This window comes from Exiguobacterium sp. s157 (assembly GCF_018618205.1).
GTDB lineage: Bacteria > Bacillota > Bacilli > Exiguobacteriales > Exiguobacteriaceae > Exiguobacterium > Exiguobacterium chiriqhucha.
Genome location: NZ_JACSLQ010000002.1, coordinates 105,547 through 130,428, shown reverse-complemented (window position 1 = coordinate 130,428; position 24,882 = coordinate 105,547). Strand labels below are relative to the sequence as shown.

At 53.7% G+C, this 24,882-nt stretch carries 20 protein-coding genes and 1 pseudogene; 7 read left to right on the top strand and 14 right to left on the bottom strand.

Annotation, left to right across the window (positions count from 1 at the left end; all coding sequences use genetic code 11):
- Positions 1-10: 10 nt before the first annotated feature.
- A complete protein-coding gene (locus tag KNP67_RS04495) occupies positions 11-1,423 on the top strand; it encodes an NAD-dependent succinate-semialdehyde dehydrogenase (protein ID WP_131471525.1) in 1,413 nt (470 codons plus the stop codon).
- A gap of 38 nt (positions 1,424-1,461) precedes the next feature.
- On the opposite strand, the gene KNP67_RS04490 is transcribed toward KNP67_RS04495, so the two are convergent.
- On the bottom strand, positions 1,462-2,094 hold the full coding sequence (locus KNP67_RS04490; protein ID WP_214756050.1) for an HAD family hydrolase: 633 nt from the start codon (positions 2,092-2,094) through the stop codon (positions 1,462-1,464).
- Positions 2,095-2,299: 205 nt separating this feature from the next.
- On the opposite strand from KNP67_RS04490, the gene KNP67_RS04485 reads away from it, so the two are divergent.
- Entirely contained in the window at positions 2,300-3,628 is a 1,329-nt protein-coding gene (locus tag KNP67_RS04485; protein ID WP_214756048.1) for an alkaline phosphatase, read from the top strand.
- Positions 3,629-3,690: 62 nt separating this feature from the next.
- On the opposite strand, the gene KNP67_RS04480 is transcribed toward KNP67_RS04485, so the two are convergent.
- From KNP67_RS04480 to KNP67_RS04460, 5 genes are all read right to left on the bottom strand, one after another.
- Positions 3,691-4,056: a rhodanese-like domain-containing protein gene (locus tag KNP67_RS04480; RefSeq protein WP_214756046.1), complete on the bottom strand. Its 366-nt coding sequence runs from the start codon at positions 4,054-4,056 to the stop codon at positions 3,691-3,693.
- A gap of 105 nt (positions 4,057-4,161) precedes the next feature.
- Positions 4,162-4,434 carry a DUF5327 family protein gene (locus KNP67_RS04475; RefSeq protein WP_058764957.1) on the bottom strand — a complete coding sequence of 91 codons (273 nt, stop codon included), beginning with the start codon at positions 4,432-4,434 and terminating at the stop codon, positions 4,162-4,164.
- 69 nt (positions 4,435-4,503) lie between these two features.
- Positions 4,504-5,799, bottom strand: a complete 1,296-nt coding sequence (locus KNP67_RS04470) for a DUF2252 domain-containing protein (RefSeq protein ID WP_214756045.1) — start codon at positions 5,797-5,799, stop codon at positions 4,504-4,506.
- 13 nt (positions 5,800-5,812) lie between these two features.
- Complete coding sequence (msrA, locus tag KNP67_RS04465) at positions 5,813-6,763, bottom strand: peptide-methionine (S)-S-oxide reductase MsrA (protein WP_214716380.1); 951 nt, start codon at positions 6,761-6,763, stop codon at positions 5,813-5,815.
- 79 nt (positions 6,764-6,842) lie between these two features.
- Positions 6,843-7,025 carry a hypothetical protein gene (locus KNP67_RS04460; RefSeq protein ID WP_214716382.1) on the bottom strand — a complete coding sequence of 61 codons (183 nt, stop codon included), beginning with the start codon at positions 7,023-7,025 and terminating at the stop codon, positions 6,843-6,845.
- Between the two features lie 88 nt (positions 7,026-7,113).
- Between KNP67_RS04460 and KNP67_RS04455 the strand changes: the two genes are divergently transcribed.
- The 3 genes from KNP67_RS04455 to KNP67_RS04445 all read left to right on the top strand — a co-directional run bounded on the left by KNP67_RS04455 (position 7,114) and on the right by KNP67_RS04445 (position 9,282).
- The gene (locus tag KNP67_RS04455; protein WP_214716401.1) at positions 7,114-7,449 is read left to right on the top strand and encodes a hypothetical protein; all 336 of its coding nucleotides are present in this window, start codon (positions 7,114-7,116) and stop codon (positions 7,447-7,449) included.
- A gap of 90 nt (positions 7,450-7,539) precedes the next feature.
- Positions 7,540-8,610: a diguanylate cyclase gene (locus tag KNP67_RS04450; protein ID WP_214716391.1), complete on the top strand. Its 1,071-nt coding sequence runs from the start codon at positions 7,540-7,542 to the stop codon at positions 8,608-8,610.
- A 147-nt stretch (positions 8,611-8,757) separates the two neighbouring features.
- Positions 8,758-9,282 (top strand): hypothetical protein, encoded by a 525-nt coding sequence (locus tag KNP67_RS04445; RefSeq protein WP_058764968.1) that lies wholly within the window; start codon positions 8,758-8,760, stop codon positions 9,280-9,282.
- A 247-nt stretch (positions 9,283-9,529) separates the two neighbouring features.
- Here the strand turns inward: KNP67_RS04445 and cydC are convergent, their stop codons facing one another.
- The 8 genes from cydC to arcA all read right to left on the bottom strand — a co-directional run bounded on the left by cydC (position 9,530) and on the right by arcA (position 21,219).
- Positions 9,530-11,245 (bottom strand): thiol reductant ABC exporter subunit CydC, encoded by a 1,716-nt coding sequence (gene cydC, locus KNP67_RS04440; protein WP_214756043.1) that lies wholly within the window; start codon positions 11,243-11,245, stop codon positions 9,530-9,532.
- Positions 11,242-12,966: a thiol reductant ABC exporter subunit CydD gene (gene cydD / locus KNP67_RS04435; protein WP_214716395.1), complete on the bottom strand. Its 1,725-nt coding sequence runs from the start codon at positions 12,964-12,966 to the stop codon at positions 11,242-11,244. Before cydD ends, cydC begins: the two co-directional genes overlap by 4 nt.
- 128 nt (positions 12,967-13,094) lie before the next feature.
- Positions 13,095-13,781, bottom strand: a complete 687-nt coding sequence (locus KNP67_RS04430) for a Crp/Fnr family transcriptional regulator (protein ID WP_214716397.1) — start codon at positions 13,779-13,781, stop codon at positions 13,095-13,097.
- A gap of 134 nt (positions 13,782-13,915) precedes the next feature.
- Positions 13,916-16,258 carry a glycoside hydrolase family 31 protein gene (locus KNP67_RS04425; RefSeq protein ID WP_214756042.1) on the bottom strand — a complete coding sequence of 781 codons (2,343 nt, stop codon included), beginning with the start codon at positions 16,256-16,258 and terminating at the stop codon, positions 13,916-13,918.
- A gap of 179 nt (positions 16,259-16,437) precedes the next feature.
- Positions 16,438-17,400: a carbamate kinase gene (gene arcC / locus KNP67_RS04420; protein WP_029594557.1), complete on the bottom strand. Its 963-nt coding sequence runs from the start codon at positions 17,398-17,400 to the stop codon at positions 16,438-16,440.
- Positions 17,401-17,415: 15 nt separating this feature from the next.
- Positions 17,416-18,891 carry an arginine-ornithine antiporter gene (gene arcD / locus KNP67_RS04415; protein WP_214715650.1) on the bottom strand — a complete coding sequence of 492 codons (1,476 nt, stop codon included), beginning with the start codon at positions 18,889-18,891 and terminating at the stop codon, positions 17,416-17,418.
- 53 nt (positions 18,892-18,944) lie between these two features.
- Positions 18,945-19,973, bottom strand: coding sequence for an ornithine carbamoyltransferase (argF, locus tag KNP67_RS04410; RefSeq protein ID WP_214715651.1), 1,029 nt, complete (start codon positions 19,971-19,973; stop codon positions 18,945-18,947).
- A 16-nt stretch (positions 19,974-19,989) separates the two neighbouring features.
- On the bottom strand, positions 19,990-21,219 hold the full coding sequence (gene arcA, locus KNP67_RS04405) for an arginine deiminase (RefSeq protein ID WP_214756347.1): 1,230 nt from the start codon (positions 21,217-21,219) through the stop codon (positions 19,990-19,992).
- 342 nt (positions 21,220-21,561) lie between these two features.
- On the opposite strand from arcA, the gene mgtE reads away from it, so the two are divergent.
- On the top strand, positions 21,562-22,920 hold the full coding sequence (gene mgtE, locus KNP67_RS04400; RefSeq protein ID WP_214756041.1) for a magnesium transporter: 1,359 nt from the start codon (positions 21,562-21,564) through the stop codon (positions 22,918-22,920).
- A 139-nt stretch (positions 22,921-23,059) separates the two neighbouring features.
- Positions 23,060-24,846, top strand: a pseudogene (locus KNP67_RS15645) (solute:sodium symporter family transporter).
- Positions 24,847-24,882 lie beyond the last annotated feature (36 nt).

The window sequence follows — 24,882 nt, the reverse complement described above, 5'->3', positions numbered from 1 at the left end:
GGAAATCAAGATGCGAGTGGAGAACAATTTCATCAACGGAGAATGGATTGATACATCGGACACGATCGTGGTGCGGAATCCCGCGACCGGCAACATTATGGCCACGGTGACAAAGAGCGACACCGCCGAAGCGAAACAGGCTGTCGATGCCGCCCACGACGCCTTGAAGGACTGGCAAGAGAAAACGGCAGAAGAACGAGGCGCCCTCCTGCTCGAATGGAATCGACTGATCGATGAACATACGGAAGCCATCGCTCGGACGATGGTCGAAGAGCAAGGCAAGCCGCTCCAAGAAGCCATCGGCGAAGTCCGCTATGCGAACGGCTTTATCGAGTGGTACGCCGCGGAAGGTCGGCGCGTGTACGGCGAGACGATTCCGGCATCGTCAAACAAGAAACGCATCTTTGCCATTAAACAACCGGTCGGCGTCGTCGCCGCCATCACCCCATGGAACTTCCCGGCCGCCATGATCACCCGAAAATTGGCGCCGGCGCTTGCCGCAGGTTGTACCGTCGTATTGAAACCGGCATCAGCGACACCATTGACGGCGATCGAACTCGTCAAACTGGCTGAGAAAGCAGGCTTCCCACCCGGTGTCATCAATCTTGTCACCGGGAAAGCTTCTGACATCGTGAACACGTGGCAACACGACCCCCGTGTCCGCAAATTGACGTTCACCGGTTCGACCGAGGTCGGCAAGACCCTCATGCGCGGCGCCGCCGATACGATGAAGAAAATCTCGCTCGAGCTCGGTGGTCACGCCCCACTCATCGTCACGGCACAGGCAGATCTCGACAAGGCTGTACTGCAAGCGGTCGCGACGAAATTCCGTAACGGCGGACAGACGTGTGTCTGCGCCAACCGGATTTATGTCGAGCAGTCCATCGTCGATGCGTTCTCCGAAAAATTCATCGAGGCCGTCGCAGCGCTCGAAGTCGGCAACGGGCTCGACGAAGGGACGGATATCGGTCCGCTCATCGACGAGGCCGCGGTCGAGAAAGTGATGAAGCACTTGGAGGACGCTCAAATCCGCGGAGGCGAGATCACGGGCGGGGAGCAGCTCGACGGCCTATTCGTCCGGCCGGCCGTCGTCCGCTATGCGAATGAGGATATGCTGTGCATGAACGAGGAGACATTCGGCCCCGTCGCACCGATTGCGTCGTTCGATACGCTCGAGGAAGTAATTGAGCGGGCGAATGCGACCCCGTTCGGTCTCGCCGCTTATGTGTTCACGCAAGACATCAACGAGGCCCTCTATTTGGCCGAAGCGCTCGAATACGGCATCGTCGGCGTCAATGACGGTCTCCCGTCGACGCCGCAAGCACCGTTCGGCGGGTGGAAGCAGAGCGGTCTCGGCCGTGAAGGTGGTCACCATGGCATCGAAGAATTTTTAGAAATCAAATATATCTCGCTTGGACTTTAAAAAAATTCCGGTTGAACATCGCGTTCAACCGGAACTTTTTATGATTCGATATACGTAATCAAGTCGTTCGGCGTCGCAATTACATGATCCGCGAGCGCCCATTCGTCCTCGTTTCCAAACCCAAATCCAGTCAAGACGACCGGGAAGTCATGGGCCCGAGCCGCTTCGACATCCGATTTCCGGTCCCCGACCATCACATAGTCGTTCTCGCCGTGACGGAGGCGATGCGCCGTCAAAATGTCGGCTTTTTTCTCACCACTTACGGATTCGAGGCATTCTGGCGCCGTCATGAACTGGCGAATGTTTTGCGAGTCGAGAATCAAGTTCAAATAATGGACACCGCAGTTGCTCGCGGTCGTCAACGTGTGCCCTTTTTTATGAAGCGCCTCGAGCATCTCGTAAATCCCGTCGAACAAGACGTGTTGGCCTTCCATCGCTCGTTCGAGCGTCTCATGACGAAGTTTGCGAATTTGGCGGATCTCCTCGATTGTCGCCTCCGGGATGACGTGCTCCCAAAATGCGTTACCGGCCAATCCGTAACCGGAACGGACCGCGTCCTCGCTCGGTTTCGGTAAATGTGGAAGTTGTTTTAACGCCTCGTGGATTGCTTGCGTCATCGGTCCGGTCGTGTCGACGAGCGTCCCATCGATATCAAATAAAATGACTGCCATTGTCTGGTCCCCTCTCTCTTTCCTATGTTCCTACCGTAGCAGAATCCCCTGAAAACCGAAAGCGGAAACGTCACTAGGCATAAAGTCTGGTGCTTACAAGTGGTCCCATCTTTTTTTACAGATTCTAAAAAAAAGGGAAATGGAACATTTACATTTGTTTTTTATAGTGAGGACTGTAGTGATTACATATGCAGGAGGCAGACAAATGAGCAAACAAAAATGGATGATTGGGACGCTCGCTTTCGGCTTAACGGTCGGCGCGGTCGTTGGCGGAAGCGGGATTCAACCAGAAGCTGGCGCGAACGCCAAACATAACCAGAAGCAAGTGAAAAATGTGATTTTTATGATTCCGGACGGATACTCCGCATCTTACGCCACCAACTATCGATGGTATGCGGACGAGGAAGAGACTACACTCGATCAACATTTGACCGGGATGATGCGGACGTATTCCGCGAACTCGAAAGTGACCGATTCGGCAGCCGCCGGGACAGCGATGGCGACCGGCGTGAAGACGAACAACGGCACAATCAGCATGGACCCGAACGGCAAGGAACTGACGTCAGTGCTCGAAAAAGCGAATCAGATTGGAAAAGCGACCGGACTCGTAGCCACGTCGACCATCACCCATGCGACGCCGGCCGTTTTCGCCTCACACGTCGCGTCGCGCGCGAGCGAGGCCGAGATCGCCAAACAATATATGGATGAGCTCGAGGTGGACGTCTTGCTCGGTGGCGGTCAAAACTATTTCACTACTGAACAAGACGGCGGCTTGCAAAAAGAAGATTTGATTGCTCGAGCGGAGGCAGCTGGGTATACGTATGCAACGAATGCAGACGAGCTTGAAACTGCGAACGCTTCGAAGTTGCTCGGTCTGTTCGCACCAGAGGCGATGGCACCAGAACTCGACCGTGAGATGACCGAGGAGCCGAGCCTTGCCGAGATGACCACGGCCGCTTTGACATCCCTTAACCAAGACAAAGATGGCTTCTTCCTAATGGTTGAGGGCAGTCAAATCGATTGGGCCGGTCACGCCCACGATGCCGCTTGGGCGATGAAAGATTCTGAAGCGTTCCATGACGCTTTCCAGAAAGCCATCCAATTCGCCATGAAGGACAAACAGACACTTGTCGTCGTCGCAGGCGATCACGATACGGGAGGCATGTCGGTCGGCGGTTATAATGAGTACGTGGCCAAACCAGAAGTGCTTCGTTCGGTCACGGCGACGGGCGATTTTATGGTCGATTCGTTTGATGAGTCGCTGACGAATGTTCGGGACGTCGTCGAACGATATACGTCACTCACGCTGACGGAAGCAGAAGTGAAGGCAATCCAAGCGGCCGAATCGCCAAGACGCACGCTCGTACTGAATGAAATCATTAGCAAACGCGCTTACGTTGGTTGGACGACGTCACAACACACGGGTGTGGACGTCCCACTGTATGCCTATGGTCCTCAGCACGACCGCTTCACTGGCGTTCTGGATAACACTGACGTGCCGAAGCAAATTATGCAGGCCCTCAAACTGAAATGATGTGGATGCGTACCAAAAAAACAGCTCTAGTTGAACATATTGTTCGGCTAGAGCTGTTCTCATTATCCACGCCAGAAATTCATACCACCTTTGACCGAATAGACGTCCGTATAACCTGCGCTCTTCAACATGGCGGCGGCTCGTTGGCTTCGCATCCCGCTCTGACAGATGACATAGACCGGACGGGCTTGATCTTTTGGATACTGGGCACTCGCATTGCCGAAGCCAGAGAGTGGCACGTTCTTCGCTTGCTTGATATGCCCACCTCGGTATTCGTGCGGTTCTCGGACATCGAGCAATTGAATGTTCCGCTCTTCGGCAATCTTTCGTTTCAACTCATCCGTCGAGACTGTTTTCGTGCCGTTCCGCTTCGTCCACCAAAAATAAATCAATCCGATCACTACTGCAACAAACAAGAAGTCAAGCATAGTCACGCCTCCGTTAGGTATATTTTAGTCAACCCCATTATACCCCCTACGGTATATAAGTCAACGCGAACGCCTCACAAAAAAAGCTGTGCCACGGGGCACAGCTTAAAAGTCGAGCAATGAATCAGTTTTCGGTTTGTCCTCTTCTTCAAGCGGAATTCCAAGGAACGCCGCCATCTGACGATCGAGCGGCGGCTTCGACTCGACCGGTTGGGCCACGGGAACCACTGCTTGTTGCGTCGGAGCCGAATCGGCGAGCAGTAGCTCGCAATACCCCATCAGCTTGGCCAAATGGCGCTTCTGGGCCTCTCCGCTCGACTGTTCGATTTGTGTCATCACTTGCTTCATCTGCAAGATGACCTGTTGTTCCGTAATCATCTATCGCACACATCCTTTACCGTTCCATTCTGAAGCAAACGAGGGGCTGGCCGCAAGTCCGATGCTCGTTCAGACGTGAGTCTCCGAGCGCGTCGTGAGCCATGTCTGGAACGCTTCAAAATCAAACCGGACTTGATTGGCGTAAAATTGGGACCAACGTGTGATTTGACGGATAAACAGCGGGCGCGACACACCGATGGCCGCCGCGATGCGTTCACTCGCCTCATAATCGAGCACGTTCGCATCCGCATCCGCCCGGGCATGAATCTTGGCGGTGATTTCCGCCTGCACTTTCAACGTCTCGATGAGCGATTCCTCATTCTTGATGTGCTTCGCTTTCACTTTTCGCTTATACGGTGACCGTTGACGGACGTAGTATTCATTCCCATCAATCGTCAAGTAGCCGAGATACGGGTCACGACTGTGCACCATGGCACGCTGAGCCGCGATGACACGGGCCCCTTGATGGGACAGCCCGTCCTCAAACAATGGATGCGTCGGCAAGAAGAGAGACGGGACGGCCGATTGGGCTTGTTTCATTTCAAGGATGATATCCTCGTCATGCTCCTCGTCCGCGCCTTCAATCAAAATATAATATCGTTCGAGTCCAATCGAAGCGGTGCCACTCTCACGTTTAATGGCGATATCTTTAATCTTGTAATGGTCGGCGTGATGGCGATGTTTCTCCGATAACGACGACAAATAGTCCGGCCATGCCTGCTTGATTTGCTTCGCCGTCTTCGGACTGACCGGCACGAGGTCGTCACTCGTCGCAAAGTAGCGCTCCTCGTCCCGCACTTCCGTCCGCTCGGCCATGAACGCGTCTTTCTTCTTCTCGACCTTTTTAATCACTTTCTTGATCGCTTTGCACGTGTTCGCTTTCGTGAACTGGACATCTTCGTCTTTCCCGTTCGCGTAACGCTCAATCGCACGTGCATACGTGTCAGCATATGTCTCGATGGCCCGAGTCGCATCAAAACCTGACTCGGCGGCAAACAAGTCAACTGAGATGGCCATGCGCAGGACGTCAAACAAATAAGAGCCGAGATACGCCTCATCAAAATCGTTCACATCGTAAATGATCGTCCCGGCGCCATCTTCGAACACACCGAAATTCTCAAAATGGAGATCTCCTTGAATGAACGTCGGATGGGACGCATCCGTATCAAACGCGAGCGGCACTTTCGCAAAGTCGTAATAGAACAAGTGCGAACTCCCACGGAAAAACGAGAACGGCGTCGCGCTCATCTTGTTATACTTCTCATCTCTGGCGGCTTCCGATAGATTCCGAATCGATTTGTCGTAGTAGTCCAATACGGTCGCGAGCGTCTCACGACGGATCTGTTGTTTGACGGATGTGAACATGGCCTTCTCTCCTTCACGCATCGAATAGGTGCTTGTACTCTCCATAACCTGCAGACTCGAGTTCTTCTTTTGGAATGAAACGGAGCGCTGCCGAGTTGATGCAGTAGCGCAAGCCACCGAGCTCTTTCGGACCGTCATCGAACAAGTGGCCGAGGTGGCTGTCGGCTCCCTTCGAACGGACCTCCGTCCGGACCATATGGTGCGTCGTGTCCATGTTCATGTCGATGCGCTTCTCTTCGATTGGACGCGCGAAGCTCGGCCAACCGCAATTCGATTGGAATTTATCGCGCGACGTGAAGAGCGGTGTCCCATCGATGACATCGACATACAGCCCTTCCCGCTCCTCATCCCAATATTCGTTTTGGAACGGAGGCTCGGTGCCGTTCTCTTGCGTGACTTTATATTGCATCGGCGTCAGACGATCTTTCAATTCTTTCTGAATCTTCTTGTCACTCCACGCCTCTTTCACGAACTTGGCCCGGCCAGAACCGACCCGGTACATCTCATAACGGAATGGGTTTTTCTTGTAATAGTCCTGATGGTAGTCTTCTGCTTCCCAGAACGTCTTCGCTGGGCGAATCTCCACTTCGATTGGTCGATCGAAGCGGCCTGAGTCTTCGATTTCTTGTTTGGAGCGTTCAGCCGCCGCACGCTGTTCTTCTGAATGATAGAAAATCGCCGGTCGATACGATTCACCCCGATCGTTAAACTGTCCGCCACCATCGGTCGGGTCGATTTGACGCCAATAGATGCGCAACAGTTCCTCGTACGAGATGACTTCCGGATCGAACGTGACCTCGATCGCCTCTAGGTGACCTGTCGTCTCTGAACAGACTTGTTGGTAGGTCGGGTTGTCGACATGTCCGCCCGTATAGCCGGAAATGACGCGCTCGACCCCCTCATATTTATGAAACGGTTTGACCATACACCAAAAACAGCCTCCCGCAAATGTAGCTTTTGTCATAATAAATCCCTCCTTACTATGTAGTGTACCCAAAAAATCTCACAGACAACAAAAAACGAGAACCCCGAACGTGTTCTCGTTAGTCTTCTTCGACCCGATTCATATGTCGCATCACTAAAAATAAGATGACGCCGACGATGGCCGCTCCGAGAGCAGTCAATGCCAGATTGCCTCGAGCCGATAATGTATAAAAGATGGCTAACCCGATCAAGATGAGCGCAATCGGAATGAAGGCTCGTTTGAAATGGTCCCAATACCGCACGGACAGTCCCCCTTTTTCTCTATCATACCAAACTTATTTGCTAAGATAGAGTGGAAGATGATGTTCCATTTCGAAGGAGGCACCTAATATGGAAGTTGAACGATTATGGGCCAATCGCCCGACACTGATGTGGGAAGACCGAATGAACGAGGGAGATGACGTGTATACCGTCGAGATCATCTTTGCCGTCGATGCCGCGCTTCGGCGGTACGTGACCGCCTTGACACAGGCAGACGGCACGGAAGCAAACGTGTTAGCGGCCGTCCGCGACGTCGTATTGCGTTTAAACGAAATTGACGAAGAACACGACCATTTCATCGAGACGGTCGAGCGTGAGGAATTGTACGACTTCATTCAAGCCGGTGCCATTTTAGCCGGTTATGAGACGACAGAAGACGTGACGGAAGAATGGCGAGAATGGTGAACACATTATCCCCATCCATCAAGCGTCAACCTGGTTGTAATGTGCTAAACTGAAACTAATTATTTCCATTTCACGTTAGGGGATGCGTTCATGCTCACAATCATCAACTCATTTTTTCTAAATCTGTGTATCCTATTCACGCTATTCACGATTTCGTTTCTCCCTTTCCGAAACCGTCCACGGCTCACACCGAAATCACCTTTAAAAAGCAGAATTCTGCTCGGCGTTCAAACCGGGCTCGTCGCCTTGATTTTACTAGCGAACGCACTGCCACTTGAAGGGATCCTAATTGATTTGCGCTCCATCCCAATCTCACTCGCCGTCCTGTTCGGTGGATGGGTCAGCGGAACGGTTGCCGCCGTTATCTTTTTGACTGCTCGTTTTTTGATGGTCACCGACGGGGCGTACATCGGCTTTTATCTGGCCGTTTTGAGCATGATTGGGCTCGTCCTTCCCATCAGTCTATTGCGCCTCAAACTCGATAATACCCGCAATACGCTACTCATTTTCACGACAATCAGTATCGCTGTTTTCGGTGCCGCCATCTATTACGCGTTACCGCTTCAATTGTTCTACCCTATCATTTTTGCCTACGTCGTGATGGCATACGGCGGTGCCTGTGCTTCTTACCGGTTGCTCCAAGAGTTGCGACGTCACTTTGAGAACGTCCAGCACCAGCAACAACTTGCTCGGACGGATGCATTGACCGGCATCGCCAACCGACGTCTATTGAATGAAGCCATGGCCAACCTGAACGTCGAGGCGAAAGAGTACGCGTTGATTCTCGTCGACATCGACCACTTTAAACGCGTGAACGACACGTACGGCCATGACGTCGGGGACGATGTATTGCGTGAGCTCGGCATGTTACTCGTCGCCGAGAGCGACGAACGGCATCTTGTCGGTCGTTTCGGCGGAGAAGAATTTTTAATCATCATGCCGAACGCCAATCGAGAGGACGTGACTCGCCTCGCCGAATCTATACGAGAAAAAGTCTCGACGTTCCCGTTCGAGACGAGCGCCGGGACGTTACATATCACGGTCTCGCTCGGCGCCTGCCATTCAAACGACATCGAAGTCGACAGCGTGTTGAAGCATGCCGACGAAGCGTTATACCACGCTAAGGAATCTGGTCGCAATCGCTTCATCTTGGCGTCGTAATCGGCGAATCGTTCGCTAAAGATTGCGGTTTTACGCAGTTTTCCCGCTTTACTTTCAACTAGTGAATCGGTACACTAGGCTAGACTTTGATTCGATGATTCTTACAGTTGATCATAGATTTGGACAGAAAAAGGGGAAACACATTTCATGACAGTATTGTTATCACTATTCGGTTTGATGTTTGTGGGATCGTTCATCCTCGACTATCAACGTGGCAAGACGTTCCGCCAGTCGCTCTTCGGGGGAGTCGACACGATGAAACGGAACTTACTGATCTTTTTACGCACGTCACTCTCAATGATGATTTTCATCGGCCCGCTCTTGCTCATCTCGATGTTTGCGTTCTCAGAGCTCGTCTCGTTCGAAACGGTCGCTGCGTTCATGATTTCCGTGCTTAGCATCGGTTTCGCGGAACGCATCATCGGGATGATCGTCGCTCCGCTCGTCCGGACGTTCTGGCATCAACGTGGCAAATTGATGCCACTCTATCTCGACGCTGGCCTCTACATCTTCTTGCTGTCGATTCTCATCCTCGAGTTCTTGATGAACATTCCAGGTGTTGAACTCGGCGCATCAGCCATCGCTGTATTTTATGCGTTCGCGCTCTTCTATATCCGCTATTTGTTCAGCTTGATTCGCTTCACGTTCCGCAAGGGCGTGCCATCAAGCTGACGATTGACCGCAACCCGAACCGGTTGTGGTTTTTTTATATCATTTTCTAATTGACAATGAGAATCGTTATCATCTATACTCAAGATGTAGCTCCCAAAAGCTTGACGTAACCGTTCCCCAAACTATTGCGTCACGTGGATTCCCCTCCACGACACTCTTTTTGAAAGCAATGCGACAACCCCCATTTGTTGCACCCAAATTTGCCATCCAAAAAACGAGCGGCTCTCCGACGGAGCCGCTCGTTTTTTCATGCGAAAATATCTTGCTCGATCTGTTTCAAGCCATAGAAGACACCGCGGGACCGCATCAGTTCATCATACGTTCCCGTCTCTACGACGCTACCGCCTTCCATGACGATGATGTGATCGAAGCGCTCGAGCCCGGTCAGGCGATGGCTGACCATGACGAGTGTCGATGACTCGGCACGGCGGAAGACTTCGGCGAACACGTCCGCCTCGGTCCGCGCATCGAGGGCCGACGTCGCTTCATCGAGAATCCAGAGCACCCCGTTCTTCAAGAGCGCCCGGGCGATGGCGAGCCGTTGCCGTTCTCCGCCCGACAAGTTCGCCCCTTTCTCGAGGACAGGCTCATCGAGTGAGAAACCGAGCCGGACGCTCGTGAGCGCCGCTTCCATCTCAGCGTCGGTGAACTCTCCGGCGAGCGCCAAGTTCTCGCGCACCGTCCCGAAGAAGAAGTGATTCTCTTGAAGGACGACGCTGGCTTCACGCCAAACCGATGCTTGGGTCACATCATCCAAGCGTTGCCCATTCAATCGGATCTCACCGGAATCAGGTCTGACGAAAGCGAGCAACAGTTGCAGGAGCGTCGATTTCCCTGAGCCGCTCGGCCCGACGATGACCGTCTTCGTTCCGCTTCGTAACGTCACATCCACGTCGCTCAGGACGTCGCGGTACGTATCCGGATAGCGATAGGTCACGCGCTCGAACGATACGTCTGGAGCGGATTCGAGTACCATGTCCGTCCGGGTGGCCTCGGCCGCGACGATTGCTTCACTCGGCTCGACGACTTCGAGCAGTCGATCGGCCGCTTGCTTGCTGTCGGCAAAGTGGCCTGGGAAGACCGCCATCGGTGTCGCGTTCTCAAACGCGGTGAGCGACATCATGATGAGCATGGCCAAAAATAGGCCGTTCAACTCGCCGTCGACGACGAGATACGCCCCGATGGCAAGAACACCCCACGAGACGAGCAGGGATGCCGCCACGACGAGTGACGAGTTGAAGAACTGATTCGTCACATCCCGCTTCTGCGCTTCGGCGTAACGGTCACTCTGTTCGAGCAGCTCGCCGCGTGTCCGTCCAAGTTGATGATGAAGCAACAAATCGCGATATCCGTACATCATCTCTGTCATCCCACTCGACAGGTCACCCCGTAAGGCGCGAAGCTCGCGGTCGTGCTTGGCACAGATTCGGGCGAAGAACGCCGGAATCAAAAAGCCGGTCACGAACACACCGAACAAAATCCAGAGGCTGACCCACATCGAGAAATACGTGACGAAAAAAATCGTACTCAAGAAGACGAGCACCAAGATAATCGGCGGATAGAATACCCGTAAAAAGTAGTTTTGCAAGCTCTCGACGTCACCGACGACGCGAGCGAGCAAATCTCCGCTCCGATACTTGGCAAAGATGCTCGGCACGAGCGGTTCGAGCTGGCGGTAAAACCGGACCCGCAACTCGCTCAAAATCGTGAACGTCGCCCGGTGCGAGGCAAGGCGCTCTTGATAACGCGCACTCGCCCGAATCACACCGAACAATTTAATCAAAACGACAGGCACCATGAGCGCATAGAGCGGCGGTACGAGACCGGCCCGTGAGACGAGGTAACCGCTCGCCGCGAACAAGGCGACGGCCGCGATGCCGGCCACGTACCCAAAGAAGATCGAGAGGACGATATCCTTCTTCTCGCGCATCATCCATTTCGTGATCGTCCAAAGTGAGTTCATCCTCTCACCCCTTTCTGTAGCGTGAACAAGTCAGCGTATTGCGGAACGCTGAGCAATTCGTCATGCGTACCTTGGGCGAGGAGCTTCCCATCGTCCATGAACCAAATCGCGTCCGCCTGCTTGATCGTATGCAAGCGATGCGCGACCGTGACAAGCGTCGCCTCGCGCGACAACTCCTCAATCGAGCGCCGAACGATTTGCTCCGTCACTAAATCGAGCCCTGTCGTCGGTTCATCGAACAAGATGATGCCCGGTCGTTTCAAGAAGGCGCGGGCCAAGGCGAGCCGTTGCCGTTCGCCTCCAGACAATCCATAACCGCCTTCACCGAGTTCGGTATGAATGCCGTTCGGCAATTGCGCGATGACATCGTTCAATCCGGCTGCATTCGCGGCTTCAAGGATGTTTATCTCGTCGGCCGTTTCCCCGAGGGCGATATTATCGGCGACGGTACCGGCGAACAAATACGGATTTTGTGAGATGTAGCCAATCGTGTCATACCATGACGAATCGGTGTATGTCTCGAGCGGTTCTCCGTCGACGAGGACACGTCCACTGTCCGGTTTCACGAGCCCGGACAACACGTTCAATACGGTCGTCTTACCGGACCCGCTCGCCCCGACGAGCGCCACGTGGGCACCGGCAGGAATCACACCGCTTAATGGATGCAGCGTAAAGCGTCCACCTTCATAGGCGAACGAGACGGCGTCGAGCTCGAGGTCGGGTGTCGGGCTCGTCAACGTCCGGTCGCCCCAGGTCAAGCGTTCATCCGGTGCATCGAGCGCCTCGAAAATACGGTCGGCCGCCCCCATGCTGCCTCGTCCGGTGTGGAACGCACCGCCGAGGTCTTTGATGGCCAAATAGTATTCCGGGGCCAAGACGAGAATCAAAAAGCCGGAGAAGAACGTCAAGTTCTCCCAGACGACCATTTGGAGCGCCACTTCGAGTGCGACGACGCCCGTGCTGAGCATCGAGATGAACTCGAGCATGAGACCCGACAGGAACGCCGTCTTCAAGACGACCATCGTCGCGTCGCGGAAATCGAGACTGCTCTTTTCAATCGCTTGCGCCTCACGCTCGGTCCGACCGTATAGTTTGAGCGTCGTTAATCCTTGCAACACGTCCAAGAACTTGCCGGAGAACTGATTCATTTTCTCCATCTGCTGTTCTGACTTCTTCTGGGTCGCAATCCCGATGATGATGAAGAAAATTGGGATGAATGGAGCCGTCACCATCATGATGACGCCTGAAATCCAATGTTGGCTGAAGACGACGACGAGAATGAGTAGTGGAATAATCGACGTTTGAATGACTTGCGGCCAATATTGGCTAAAGTAGGCATCGACTTCGTCGACCGCGTCCATGAACACGCTCACCTTTTTACCGGATTGACCGGATAGTGACGTCTCAATCGGATTCGACGTATAGCGGTCGAGCAATTGCAATCGGAGTGTTCGTTTCGCCTTTTCTGACAGGCTCGCTCCAATCCTCCCCGACATATAGCCGAAACCAGCTCGTGTGACGAGCGCGAGGATGAGCCACCCGAGCGTCGGAACGATGCTTTCAAACGATGCATTTTTTAAAAAGACTTGATCGACAATGTCGACAATCAAATAGGCTTGAGCTAAAATCGACAACCCGATCATCACTGCCGCGATGATGAGTCCGACGATATGGCGTTTTTCTGCTAAAGCGAGAGCTTGCAGTCGTTTCACTGCGTTCATCCTTTCTATCAATCAGGAGACTTTTTCTTTGTGAGGATTCTCACTAATTATACCTGATGCACCCTTGCAAGGCGAACGCTTCGCTTCCTCAGACATGCAAAAAACGCCACGTCCCACACGCGGCGCCATCACAGCGACTGTTCAAAATATTCAGGATGACCGATCATCAATTCCCGCGCATCAAATTGAAGCACGTCTTCTTTTCGCAACCGCGACAAGATGTTCGATACGGTCTCTCGTGACGTGCCCGACAAGCGCGAAATCTCAATCGTCGTGAACGGGCAGCGGACACGAACGCCCGTCGCTTCCGCCTCCCCGAGGTCTTCAATCAAGTAATGAATCGTGTTGAGCACCCGGTCGGTCGCACTCGGTGTGATGATGTCCTGGACACGGCGCTCGTGCAAATCGAGAATCCGGTTCATCTGTCCGACGATGTGGAGCAACATCGATGCGTTCCGCGAGACGAGTTGTTCGAATCGATCGGTCGGCATATAGATGACCTCGATATCGGTCAACGCCTCGGCTGAATGTTGATAGTACGGTTCCGTCAGCAAGCCGCGATACGGGAACAACTGCTTCGGTTTCAAGTAGTCCGTATATTGATGTGTCGCCGTCTCGTTGCAACGTTCAAGCTTCACATAACCGCTAATCAAGAAATAGACCCGTTCCCGGGGATCGCCCTCTATGAACAAGAGTTGACCTTTCCGATACGTGCGGCAATAGACATGCGGCAACAGCGCCTCGAGCTCTCGTGTGGCACATTTGGCGAACACATCAAGCTGTCTCAAATCGTCCACCGTCCATTTTGGTTTCATGTCGCATCCTCCAATCCATCTTGCCTCTCTTTTAAGTATAAAGCGACCTCTTATTGAAAACGCTTACAAAATCCGACGATTTTCTGACAAAAAAAGAAGGGCATGAACCGCCCCTCTTCGTCACAATAAAGTATTCAGTCGAGCATCAATTCCATGATCGCGTCTTGCAGGTCGCGATCGAGTTCGAGCGCATGTAAATCGAACAGCCATGCTTCGAGTCGCGTCTTCGCCGCCGCTGACCGGTATAACCGGTCTTTTAAATCGTATGAGATTTCCGCACGGTCCAAGAAGCGATACAACCGATCGAGACGATGGTCGTTCGCCGTCACATCGACCGGGAGTTCCACGGTCAGCTCGTCTCTGATCGGTCCGAGCTCGAGGCGAAGCGTCTGTGTCTCCCGTTTGTATTCACCAGACCCGGTCACCCCTCGAAGGAGCAACGTGACATGGCGGTCCACCGGTAACACAGACCGGTCACCTGTCACTTGGATATGAAGGCTCCGTTCCTCCCAATCGAGCGTGAACGTCGTCTCGGCGTAGGCTCCCGTCTCATAGCCACGGTCCTTCCCATTGTCTTCATAGAGCGTGAACGTGTTCGAGGCGCCTGGGAAGATGAGCACTTCCAAATCGGCCGGGTTGTCGGTATCGTTTCGACCCGAATGGTGTGGTGCCATCGGGATAATCGCCCCGGCTTTGGCGAACACCGCCTGATCTTCGAGCCCACGGAACATGCGAACCGATTTGTCTCCGCTGTAGCGATGACCCGTGAAGAAGTCGAACCAGTCGCCTTTCGGTAGCCAGACGTTCGTCGCCGCCACGTGGAGCTGTCGATTCATCGGTTCGACGATTGGGGAGACGATGAGTTCACTGCCGAAGTAATACTCATTCGGCACCTCATATGCCGCGTCTTCGTCCGGGTGCTCGTAATACATCGGTAAGACGAGCGGCAAGGCGCCGACATGATTTCGCCAGTTCATCGTATAGGTATATGGAATCAATTGATGGCGCAGACGCAGGAACGTCTTCATCGACCGTTCCGCCTCGAGACCGAAGCGCCACGGCTCCTTGCCGTTGAACGTACTCAATGTCGAGTGCAGTCGCATAATCGGGCTGAATACACCGAATGCGACCCAGCGCGCGGCGAGTTCATCATCTTTCGACCCACGATAATGGCCGCCGATGTCATGACTCCACCAGCCATAGCCGATATTGGCCGCCGTCGCTGTAAAGTATGGTTGGAAGGCCAGGGACGCCCACGAAATCAACGTGTCGCCCGAAAAACCGACCGGATACCGATGGCTGCCCGGCCCGGCGTAACGGGAGAAGATGAGCGGACGGTTGCCGTCACGGGCGATGTCGGCCGCATGATAGTGATTTAACATCCAGAGCGGGTCGAGCCCCTCCATTTTCGAGGTCGAGCCTTGTTGCCAGTCAATCCACCAAAAATCGACGCCGTCGACTTCATGCGGATGGTGCATCTGCTCGAAATAAGCTTGAATGAAGCGCTTATCAGAGAAGTCGAACGGAATGCGGTCACCCTGGGACGGGTCGATGCCCATCGCCTCGGCCATCGCCGTATACTGATCTTCGAAGGCACGCACGCCGTCCGCCGGGTGCAAGTTCAACGTGACGAGCAGACTCTCTTGTTTGAGCCACGTCAAGAAGCCTTTCGGGTCCGGGAACAGGTTTTTATTCCATGAATAACCCGTCCATCCGCTCCCGTATTCTTCGGGGACATCGGTGACGTGCCAATCCATGTCGATGACGCTGACCGAGAACGGGATGTCTTCTGTCTTAAACCGACGCATGAGTTCTTTATATTCCGTCTCGTCGTAGCGCCAATAGCGGCTCCACCAGTTGCCGAGCGCTTTTCGTGGCAACAGCGGCGTCGGGCCTGTCAGTTGATAGAAGTCACGCAGCGCCCGCTTATATTCATGTCCATAACCGAAATAGTACAAGTCATGGATATGCTTCCGTCTCGGTTCCACAAAACGATCCTCGGTCATGATGAACGAATCGGAGTCATCGATGACGGCATATCCTTGTTTTGAGGCGATGCCCTCACCGAGTTCCGTCGCCCCGTCGACATGGTCGAGCGTTCGCGCCGTCCCTTTCAACGTCCGCTCCGGTCCGTTAAATGTATAGCGGCTATAGTACGTACTGAAGTTCCCTTTCACATCGACGTAGAGCGTGTTCGGCGCGAACGGCCCTTTCGTGTAATAGAGGTGGACGTGCTCCGTGATGATTTGCAGTTCCGTCTCATCCTCGATCACGCGAAACTCCGGGACTGCGAACGCCCGGTTAAAGACGACTTGGGTCGGCCGGTCCTCGAACACTCCATCTTCCGCGTATTCCATCCGAATCAGTTGGCTCGTCAGTACCGTGAAGCGATAGCAGCTCCCTTGGACGATTGCTCGATTATCTGCCTGTGGTTTCATTTGTTGCGTATAGACGTTCTCCTCTTCAAATAGACGCATAAGCTCGAGCGTTACCGCTCTTCGTCACTCCCCTTCTAATTTGTGCAAACGTTTACACTCAAAATGATAGCAATGTCTAAATCGACATACAACATTCCTTCCCCATGTCGGACCATAAAAAACGACGAGCTACCAATTCAGAAAAAAAGCCACAGACGCTGTTGTCTGTGGCGTTGAGTTTATTGTTGGAGCGTCGCGGCGAGTCGGACGCGCGTCCCGACTTCGCCTCGGACCGCCGCAAGGGCTTGTTCGAGCGACGTGATGACGGCGACCCGGTCGTGGCCTGACTCGGCGAACTGAAGGGCGGCCCGAACTTTCGGCAACATACTGCCCGGTGCGAACTGGCCTTCGGCGATATACGTCTCGAGCTGTTCTTTCGTCGTCTCCTCGAGCGCCCGAGCCGACGGGGTCCCGAAATCGACGAACACGTGCTCGACGGCCGTCAAAATGAGGAGCATGTCGGCGTCGACGAGATCGGCGAGTTTCGCAGCGGCGAAATCTTTATCGATGACCGCCTCGACACCGACATAACCATCTGGTGTATCGATAACGGGAATCCCGCCGCCGCCAGAGGCGACGACGATGTGCTCATGGGCGACAAGGTCACGGATGACCGCGTGCTCGAGAATCGCCACTGGAAACGGACTCGGGACGACGCGGCGATAGCCGCGACCGGCGTCTTCTTTGAACACATAACCGGTCGTCCGTTCCATCTGCTGCGCTTCCGCCTCGTCGTAGAAGGGACCAATCGGCTTCGTCGGGTGACTGAAGGCACTATCGTTCGGGTCGACGACCGACCGCGTGACGATTGGCGCGACCGAACGTTCCAAACCGCGCGATCTCAGAGCTTTCGTGAGGGCATTCTCGAACCAATAGCCAATCATCCCTTGTGTCATCGCCCCGCAAACGTCGAGTGGCAAGGCAGGCGTCGCCGGACTATCTGACGCAGCCTGTTGCAACATCAAATTCCCGACTTGCGGCCCGTTCCCGTGGGTGATGATGACCTCAATCCCTTCGGCGACAAGCGCGGCCAGAGATTCAGCCGTCGCCTCGACGGCTCGAATTTGAGCCTCGGCCGTCGCATCTTTTCCTTGTTGAATCGCATTTCCACCTAGTGCGATGACTACTCGTTTATTCCGCATATTGGTTTCCCCCGATCAAAAGACTGAGATATTTCCTGAGACGATGCGCACGACGGCCAAGATGGCGAGCGCGGTCAAGACCCCGGCCACAATCCATTCCGTCTTCGTCAACGTCTTGATGCCGTTCTCACGCTGTGCCTTGATATAGAGCAACGTACCTGGTGCGTACAGTAAGGTCGTCAAGAGCAGATAGTCGATTCCAGCCGCATAGATGAGCCAAATCCCGTAAATCGAGGCGACGGCTCCGATGATGAGGTCGCGAGTCCGGCGTTCACCGGCGTTATAGCCGATGCCGTTCTTCGCGACTTTGACTTGATAGAAGGCCGAGAAGACGTACGGAATCAAGATGGCGCTCGAAGCGAGCGAGAAAGCGAAATTATACGCCGCATCCGAGAACAGGAACGTGAAGAGGAACAATTGAATCAATCCGTTCGTGAGCCAGAGCGCGTTGGCCGGCGCGCTGTTCTTATTCTCTTTCGTGAACCATTTCGGGAACACGCCGTCTTTCCCGGCCACGAATGGAATCTCGGCGGCAAGTAACGTCCACCCGAGCCACGCCCCGAGGACAGAGATGACGAGACCGCCGTTGATGAGCATCGCGCCCCACGGTCCGACCGCCGACTCGAGCAAGTACGCCATCGCCGGTTGCGAGGCGTTCGCCACGTTCTCTGGATTCATGAGACCGAGCGACATGACCGAGATGAGCAGATAGATGACGAGTGTCCCGAGCAACCCGATGACCGTCGCTTTCCCGACGTCCGAGCGCTTGCGGGCCCGTCCGGATAAGACGACCGCCCCTTCGACACCGATGAACACCCATAGTGTGACGAGCATCGTCGAGACGACCTGGTCTCTCACACTACCCCATGAGAAACCACCCTGGCCCCAGAAATCGAACGTGAAATTATCGAGGTTGAAGAAGAATAAGGTGATGGTGATAAAAGCAAAAATCGGTACGAGTTTCGCAATCGTCGTGATGATGTTGATCATGGATGCTTCATGAATGCCTCGTAAAATGAGCGAATGAACGAGCCACAGCATAATCGAGGCGCCGATGATGGAGGCGATGTTTTGACCGCCTTCGAAGATTGGGAAGAAATAACCGACCGAACTGAACAGGAGCGTCGCATAGGCGACGTTACCAAGCCATGCGGAGAGCCAGTAGCCCCACGCCGAGTTGAACCCCATGAACTGACCGAAGCCGGCCCGGGCGTAACTGTACACCCCTCCGTCGAGGTCTGGACGACGCATCGTCAAATTTTGAAAACTGAGACCGAGTGCGATAATCCCGATTCCGGTGATGACCCACCCAATCAAAATCGCCCCCGCGTTCGCACCTTGGGCCAAATCGGCCGCCAAGTTGAAGGCTCCCCCGCCAATCATCGAACCGACGACGAGTGCCGTCAACGCCCCGAGCCCTAATCGTCGATCCTTTTTCTCCGGTTGTACGCCAGCCGTTCCACTTGAGTCATGCGCTATTTTCGTAGACATTGAACTCATCCCTTTCGTTTAGTACGAACCGGAGGGGAAACCCCTCCCGTCCGTCAGCGTTCAAGCCATTCGTTCGTGTCGGTGAGCGTCGCCGCCATCACAGCTTTAATCGTGTGCATCCGATTCTCCGCCTGATCAAAGACGAAGGAATGACGACTCCGGAACACCTCGTCCGTGACTTCCATCTCGGTCAGACCGTATTCGGCATGGATGGCTCGGCCAACCTCGGTCTCCAAGTCGTGGAAGGCTGGCAGACAGTGAAGGAACATGACGTCTGGATTATTCGTCTTCGTGAGCATGTCCATGTTCACTTGGTAAGGATGGAGCAACTTGATCCGCTCGGCGAATTCCGCCTCTTCGCCCATCGACACCCACACATCGGTGTAAATCACGTCGGCGTCGGCGACCGCTTCATCGATACTCTCGGTCAACGTAATTTTCGCTCCCGTCTCGGCAGCGACCGAGCGGGCAAAATCGACGACCTCATCTGACGGCCAGAGCGATTTCGGCGCGCAGATGCGCATGTCCATCCCGACTTTGGCCCCACCAATCAAGAGCGTGTTGCCCATATTGTTGCGTCCATCGCCGACATAGACGAAGCGAATGCCAGACAACTCGCCTTTCTGTTCTTTGACGGTCAAGAAGTCGGCCAAGATTTGAGTCGGATGATATAAGTCCGTCAACCCGTTCCATACCGGGACACCAGCATCTTTGGCCAAACCTTCGACCGTCTCATGGGCGAACCCACGGAACTGGATGCCGTCGAACATACGTCCGAGCACGATGGCCGTGTCTCGAACCGATTCTTTTTTGCCGAACTGGATATCCGATTTCCCGAGGTATTCCGGATGCATGCCGAGATCGATGGCCGCCACAGTAAACGCACAACGCGTCCGTGTCGATGGTTTTTCAAACAAGAGCGCCACGTTCTTCCCTTCACAGATGCGGTGCGGGACGCCTTGTTGCTTTTGACGCTTGAAGGCGGCCGATAAATCGATCAAATAGTTCAACTCGTCTCCTGAAAAATCGTTCAATGATAGAAAATGACGGCCTTTCAAATCAAAGTTGTACGTTGTGGACATGCTCGTTTCCTCCTCGTTAAATGTCTTCGCGGATAATCGGACAGCTCATACAGCGTGGACCCCCACGACCACGCGACAGTTCACTCGACATGATTTCGATGACTTCAACGCCCTCGGAACGGAGCAACTCGTTCGAAACGTAGTTGCGGTCGTACGTGACGACGACGCCTGGGGCGATGGCGAGCGTGTTCGACCCATCGTTCCATTGCTCGCGGGCAGCGGCAATCGGGTCCCCGCCCCCACATGGAATTAAGACGATCTCATCGAGACCGAGTGCGGCTTTTAACACGTTCAACAGATCCGTATGCTGCGTGATGTGAAGTTCGCCTACGGCGTTCAACGTCAGTTCAAAGATATTCATCTTGCCTCCTGGACCTTGGATGAACGGATGAATCGTGAACTTGTCATGGTCGACCATCGTAAAGACCGTGTCGAGATGCATGAACGCGCGCGATTTCGGAATCTCGATGGCGATGACTTTCTTGAATGTACCGCCTTTTTTCAACAAGTTGAGGGCGACCCGTTCAATCCCTTGGGCCGTCGTTCGTTCGGAAATCCCGATGGCGACGACTTCCTTCGACAACACGAGCTCGTCCCCCCCCTCCATCGCGAAACGATAGTCGCGGTCCGACCAAATCGGGATGTCGTGTTTCGCGAATCGCGGATGATAGCGCATAATATATTGTGTGAACAACGATTCACGACGACGAGCCGGCTCTTTCATCCGGTTGATGGATAGCCCGTTGCCGATTGCTGCCGCCGGGTCACGGGTGAAGTATAAGTTCGGCATCGGATCGAGATAGAACGGATACGTGTCCTCAATCATCTCGTGTAAGTGGCGCCGTTTTTCGGGCTTAATCTCAGACTTGCGAATGCCGGCCATGACGGTTTCAATCAATTTTTCGTTGTCGTAGGCGAGCAAATATTCTTTAAGTGTCTCGTACGAGCCGTTGATATTCGATTTTGACTCCGCCAAGATATCGGCGACGAATCGTTCGCGCACCCCTGGTAGTGATAACGTTTCCGCCATCAAATTTTCTAGATAGAGTACTTCGACGCCTCGATTTTGCAGCACGCTCGCAAAGTAGTCGTGTTCTTTTTGAATGACTGGAAGATGGGGAATGTCGTCAAACAGGAGTCGTTCCAAATATTCCGGGGTCAAATTTTCGAGTTCGCGTCCTGGACGTTTTAAAAGGACGGTCCTGAGTTCACCAATTTCTGAATACACGTGGATCGGATGTTTCAGCGTAGTATCCCGTGCGGTTTGTTGATCCGTCATCGATATCATCTCGCTTCCTCCTTGTGATTCGGGTGTGTTGCTACCCTTACATTATCAACTTACCCATTTCCACGATGGGCAAGTCCGACGTTTGGACTGTGGTGGATTCCACACTAAAGTGCATAGACCATGACGTGACATGAATGAACAATCACTCGAGAAACGGTGTGGCCCCTCGAATCGAGAGAAAGTGACGTATACACGCTGTATAGATTGTGAAAAAAATTCATAGCTTTTTTTTGATTTTGTTTGAGACCGCTCAAACTCGTGACATAATATAGACAAATGATGTGAAAAGGAAGTGAGTCGATGGCAATCGAACGTACAGAACGCGCCCGTCATGAAGCCCAAGTGACAGCGCTCATTCAAAAAGGGGACCCGGTCGATTTCCGCGACGTGTTCCTCACCCTCCACCCTGGTGAACAGGCCGACCTGTTCATCGAACTTGAACGTCCGGCCCGTGAGTTCGTCTACGAGGCGTTATCCCCGGAAGCGTTCACCGACTTGTTTGAAAAACTTGAACTGGACGAACAGGAACAGTTCATTCAAGAGATGCCACGTCCGTTCGCCGTACGTGTGTTGAACGATATGTTCTCGGATAACGCCGCCGACTTGATGACCGAGCTCCCAGACGACTTCATGAACGAACTGTTCGAGTTGATGGACGAGACCGAGGCGACCGAGGTCAAAGACTTGATGCGCTATCCGGACGATACGGCCGGTGCCATCATGACGACCGAGTTTATCGTGTTGAAGGCGGACAAGACCGTAGGTGCGACACTCGAAGACTTGCGCGAACTTGGACCGGAAGCCGAGACAATCTATTACCTGTACGTCATCGACACCGATCGCCGGCTCGTCGGCGTCGTCTCGCTACGCGACTTGATCGTCTCCCCGCTCGACGTGCAAATCGCGGACATCATGGGCCGGCGCGTCGTGTCGGCCCACGTCCTCGCCGACCAGGAAGACTTGGCCCGGACCGTTCAGAAGTATGACTTATTGGCCCTGCCTGTCATCGACAGCGAGGACCATCTGCTCGGGATCATCACGGTCGACGATGTCATGGACGTCATCGAACGCGAGACGACCGAGGATTTCGAAGAGCTGTCGGCGACGAAAGGTTCGTCGGACATCAACATGGGACCGGTCGAGGCGGCGATGAAGCGCGCGCCATGGATTATTAGCCTCATGTTCCTCGGGATGATCACTGCGTCGACAATCGGTGGTTTCGAGGACACGCTCGAAACGATCGTCTTGCTCGCCGTCTTCATGCCGCTCGTCATGGGTTCGGCCGGTAACGCCGCCACCCAATCGCTCGTCGTCGCCGTCCGCTCAATCGCGCTCGGGACGATTAATCGAAAGAACGTGTTGAAGATGATTCGTCGTGAGTTCGGGACGGGCGTCTTGCTCGGTCTCGCCTGTATGGTCGTCATCTTCGGCGTCATCACCGTCCTCTATGACAGTGCCTTAATCGGCATAATCGTCGGTCTGTCGATTTTTGCGTCGCTCAGCGTGGCGACCATCGTCGGGACGCTCGTGCCGCTCTTGATCAATCGATTGAAACTCGATCCAGCCGTCGCGTCGGGTCCGTTCATCACAACAGTCGTCGACAATCTCGGCTTAATCATTTATTTCACGGTCGCGACTTCGTTGCTTCGCTTTTTTTGACACCTGACCTCTCAGGTGTCTTTTTTTGTTGTGAGGTTTGTTACAGTTCTTTTACAAAAGAGAAAACGGGAAATAATCATACTTCGTGAAGGGTAGTTATGAAAAAGTACTTATAAATAAGAAGAAGTTGAGGGAGGGAATGTCGTTGACCATTCAACAAGTTGTTTACATATTAATCACAGGGGCCTTATTCATGGGGCTCGTCGCTTACGTGTCTTATCGCATGACGAAAGGGAAAGTCGAGAGTGCCGACGACTACTTCTTGGCAGGACGGGGGCTAACCGGCATCTTTATCGCCGGATCACTCTTATTGACGAACTTGTCAGCCGAGCAGTTGATCGGCTTAAACGGGCAATCGTTCGCCGGCAACATGTCAGCCATGGCGTGGGAAGTCACAGCCGGAATCGCCGCCATCATCATGGCGCTCTTTTTACTGCCGCGTTTTCTCGGAATCGGGATTTCGACGATCCCTGAATTTTTGAGCCAACGGTATGACGAGGACGTCCGCCGCTTGACGGTCCTGTTGTTCTTGTTCGGCTATATGTGCGTCACGATCCCATCGATGCTCTATTCCGGCGGATTGGCCGTCCTGCAACTGTTTGACGTACCGGAATTACTCGGAATCAGCTTCGAGCAGTCGCTCTGGCTCGTCATTTGGTTCATCGGGATTATCGGAGCCGTTTACGCCATTTTCGGTGGTCTCCGCGCCGTCGCCGTCTCCGACACGTTGAACGGGATCGGATTAATCATCATCGGTTTCCTCGTCCCGACGCTCGGCTTCATCGCGCTCGGTGACGGCAACCTCGTCGATGGGATGAAGACGATTGCAACCGAGAATCCAGAGAAACTGAACGCGATCGGTTCAGAGAACGATTCCGTTCCGTTCTTGTCCATCTTCACGGGGATGATTTTTGCGAACTTGTTTTATTGGGCGCTCAATCAATATGTCATCCAACGGGCACTCGGGGCGAAGAACTTGGCCGAGGTCAAAAAGGGGTACTTTTCACCGGTTATTTGAAGTTGCTCGTCCCGATTTTCATGCTGCTTCCAGGGATTATCGCGTTCCATTTGTATGGCACGAACGTCGATAAGGCGGACCTCGCTTATCCGAGCTTGATTGCCGACTTGTTGCCGATGTGGCTCATGGGCTTCTTCCTCGCCGTCTTGCTCGGTGCCGTGTTCAGCTCGTTCAACTCGTTGCTCAATAGTATCGCCACCTTATTCGTGCTCGATATTTATAAGCCGAAGTTCAAACCGGACGCGTCTGACAAAGATTTGATTCGTGTCAGCAAATGGTTCGGGACGTTCGTCGCGCTCGTCTCGTTCTTCGTCGCTCCGAACTTGATGTACGCACCGGACGGACTGTGGGACTTGATTCGCCGCTTCACCGGTTTCTTCAATATCCCGATTCTCGTCATCGTCTTAATCGGGATGCTCGTGAAGCGCGTACCGCCGATTGCCGCGAAACTCGTCATCGGCTTCCACGTCGTCACGTATTACTTCCTCGTCTGGGGAACGGAGCAGTGGTTCGGCTTCGACCTTGGCATCAACTTCATTCACATTTACGGGATTTTGTTCGTCCTCGAAACGACCATCATGCTCGTATTCGCAAAAGTTCGACCGATGCAACACATCAATCCGATTCGCATCGATCTTGGCCGCGTCAAGCCATGGCGTCATGCAATTTCGACTTCCATCATCCTTGTCGCGTCGATGATTTTCGTCTACTTCGTCTTCTCACCGATCGGTCTCGCCTATGCGGACGGGATTGTCTCGAGCTGGTTCTGGCCGGCGACCATCGCCTTGTTCGTTGTGACGGGTGGCCTCGTTTGGGCGTCCTATCGCTACTGGCTCCCGAGATATGAGGTTTACTTGACGAATCTCGGTACGACGGACACTGACCGTGAAGAAGCGATTGGTGAATAATCAGCGTCTCCTCCGCCTTTGACGGAGGAGACATTT

Excerpts from the sequence above, each read along its gene's own strand:
- KNP67_RS04495 (WP_131471525.1), top strand. The coding sequence starts at position 11 with ATGCGAGTGGAGAACAATTTCATCAACGGAGAATGGATTGATACATCG.
- KNP67_RS04490 (WP_214756050.1), bottom strand. The coding sequence starts at position 2,094 with ATGGCAGTCATTTTATTTGATATCGATGGGACGCTCGTCGACACGACC.
- KNP67_RS04485 (WP_214756048.1), top strand. The coding sequence starts at position 2,300 with ATGAGCAAACAAAAATGGATGATTGGGACGCTCGCTTTCGGCTTAACG.
- KNP67_RS04480 (WP_214756046.1), bottom strand. The coding sequence starts at position 4,056 with ATGCTTGACTTCTTGTTTGTTGCAGTAGTGATCGGATTGATTTATTTT.
- KNP67_RS04475 (WP_058764957.1), bottom strand. The coding sequence starts at position 4,434 with ATGATTACGGAACAACAGGTCATCTTGCAGATGAAGCAAGTGATGACA.
- KNP67_RS04470 (WP_214756045.1), bottom strand. The coding sequence starts at position 5,799 with ATGTTCACATCCGTCAAACAACAGATCCGTCGTGAGACGCTCGCGACC.
- msrA (WP_214716380.1), bottom strand. The coding sequence starts at position 6,763 with ATGACAAAAGCTACATTTGCGGGAGGCTGTTTTTGGTGTATGGTCAAA.
- KNP67_RS04455 (WP_214716401.1), top strand. The coding sequence starts at position 7,114 with ATGGAAGTTGAACGATTATGGGCCAATCGCCCGACACTGATGTGGGAA.
- KNP67_RS04450 (WP_214716391.1), top strand. The coding sequence starts at position 7,540 with ATGCTCACAATCATCAACTCATTTTTTCTAAATCTGTGTATCCTATTC.
- KNP67_RS04445 (WP_058764968.1), top strand. The coding sequence starts at position 8,758 with ATGACAGTATTGTTATCACTATTCGGTTTGATGTTTGTGGGATCGTTC.
- cydC (WP_214756043.1), bottom strand. The coding sequence starts at position 11,245 with ATGAACTCACTTTGGACGATCACGAAATGGATGATGCGCGAGAAGAAG.
- cydD (WP_214716395.1), bottom strand. The coding sequence starts at position 12,966 with ATGAACGCAGTGAAACGACTGCAAGCTCTCGCTTTAGCAGAAAAACGC.
- KNP67_RS04430 (WP_214716397.1), bottom strand. The coding sequence starts at position 13,781 with ATGAAACCAAAATGGACGGTGGACGATTTGAGACAGCTTGATGTGTTC.
- KNP67_RS04425 (WP_214756042.1), bottom strand. The coding sequence starts at position 16,258 with ATGCGTCTATTTGAAGAGGAGAACGTCTATACGCAACAAATGAAACCA.
- arcC (WP_029594557.1), bottom strand. The coding sequence starts at position 17,400 with ATGCGGAATAAACGAGTAGTCATCGCACTAGGTGGAAATGCGATTCAA.
- arcD (WP_214715650.1), bottom strand. The coding sequence starts at position 18,891 with ATGTCTACGAAAATAGCGCATGACTCAAGTGGAACGGCTGGCGTACAA.
- argF (WP_214715651.1), bottom strand. The coding sequence starts at position 19,973 with ATGTCCACAACGTACAACTTTGATTTGAAAGGCCGTCATTTTCTATCA.
- mgtE (WP_214756041.1), top strand. The coding sequence starts at position 21,562 with ATGGCAATCGAACGTACAGAACGCGCCCGTCATGAAGCCCAAGTGACA.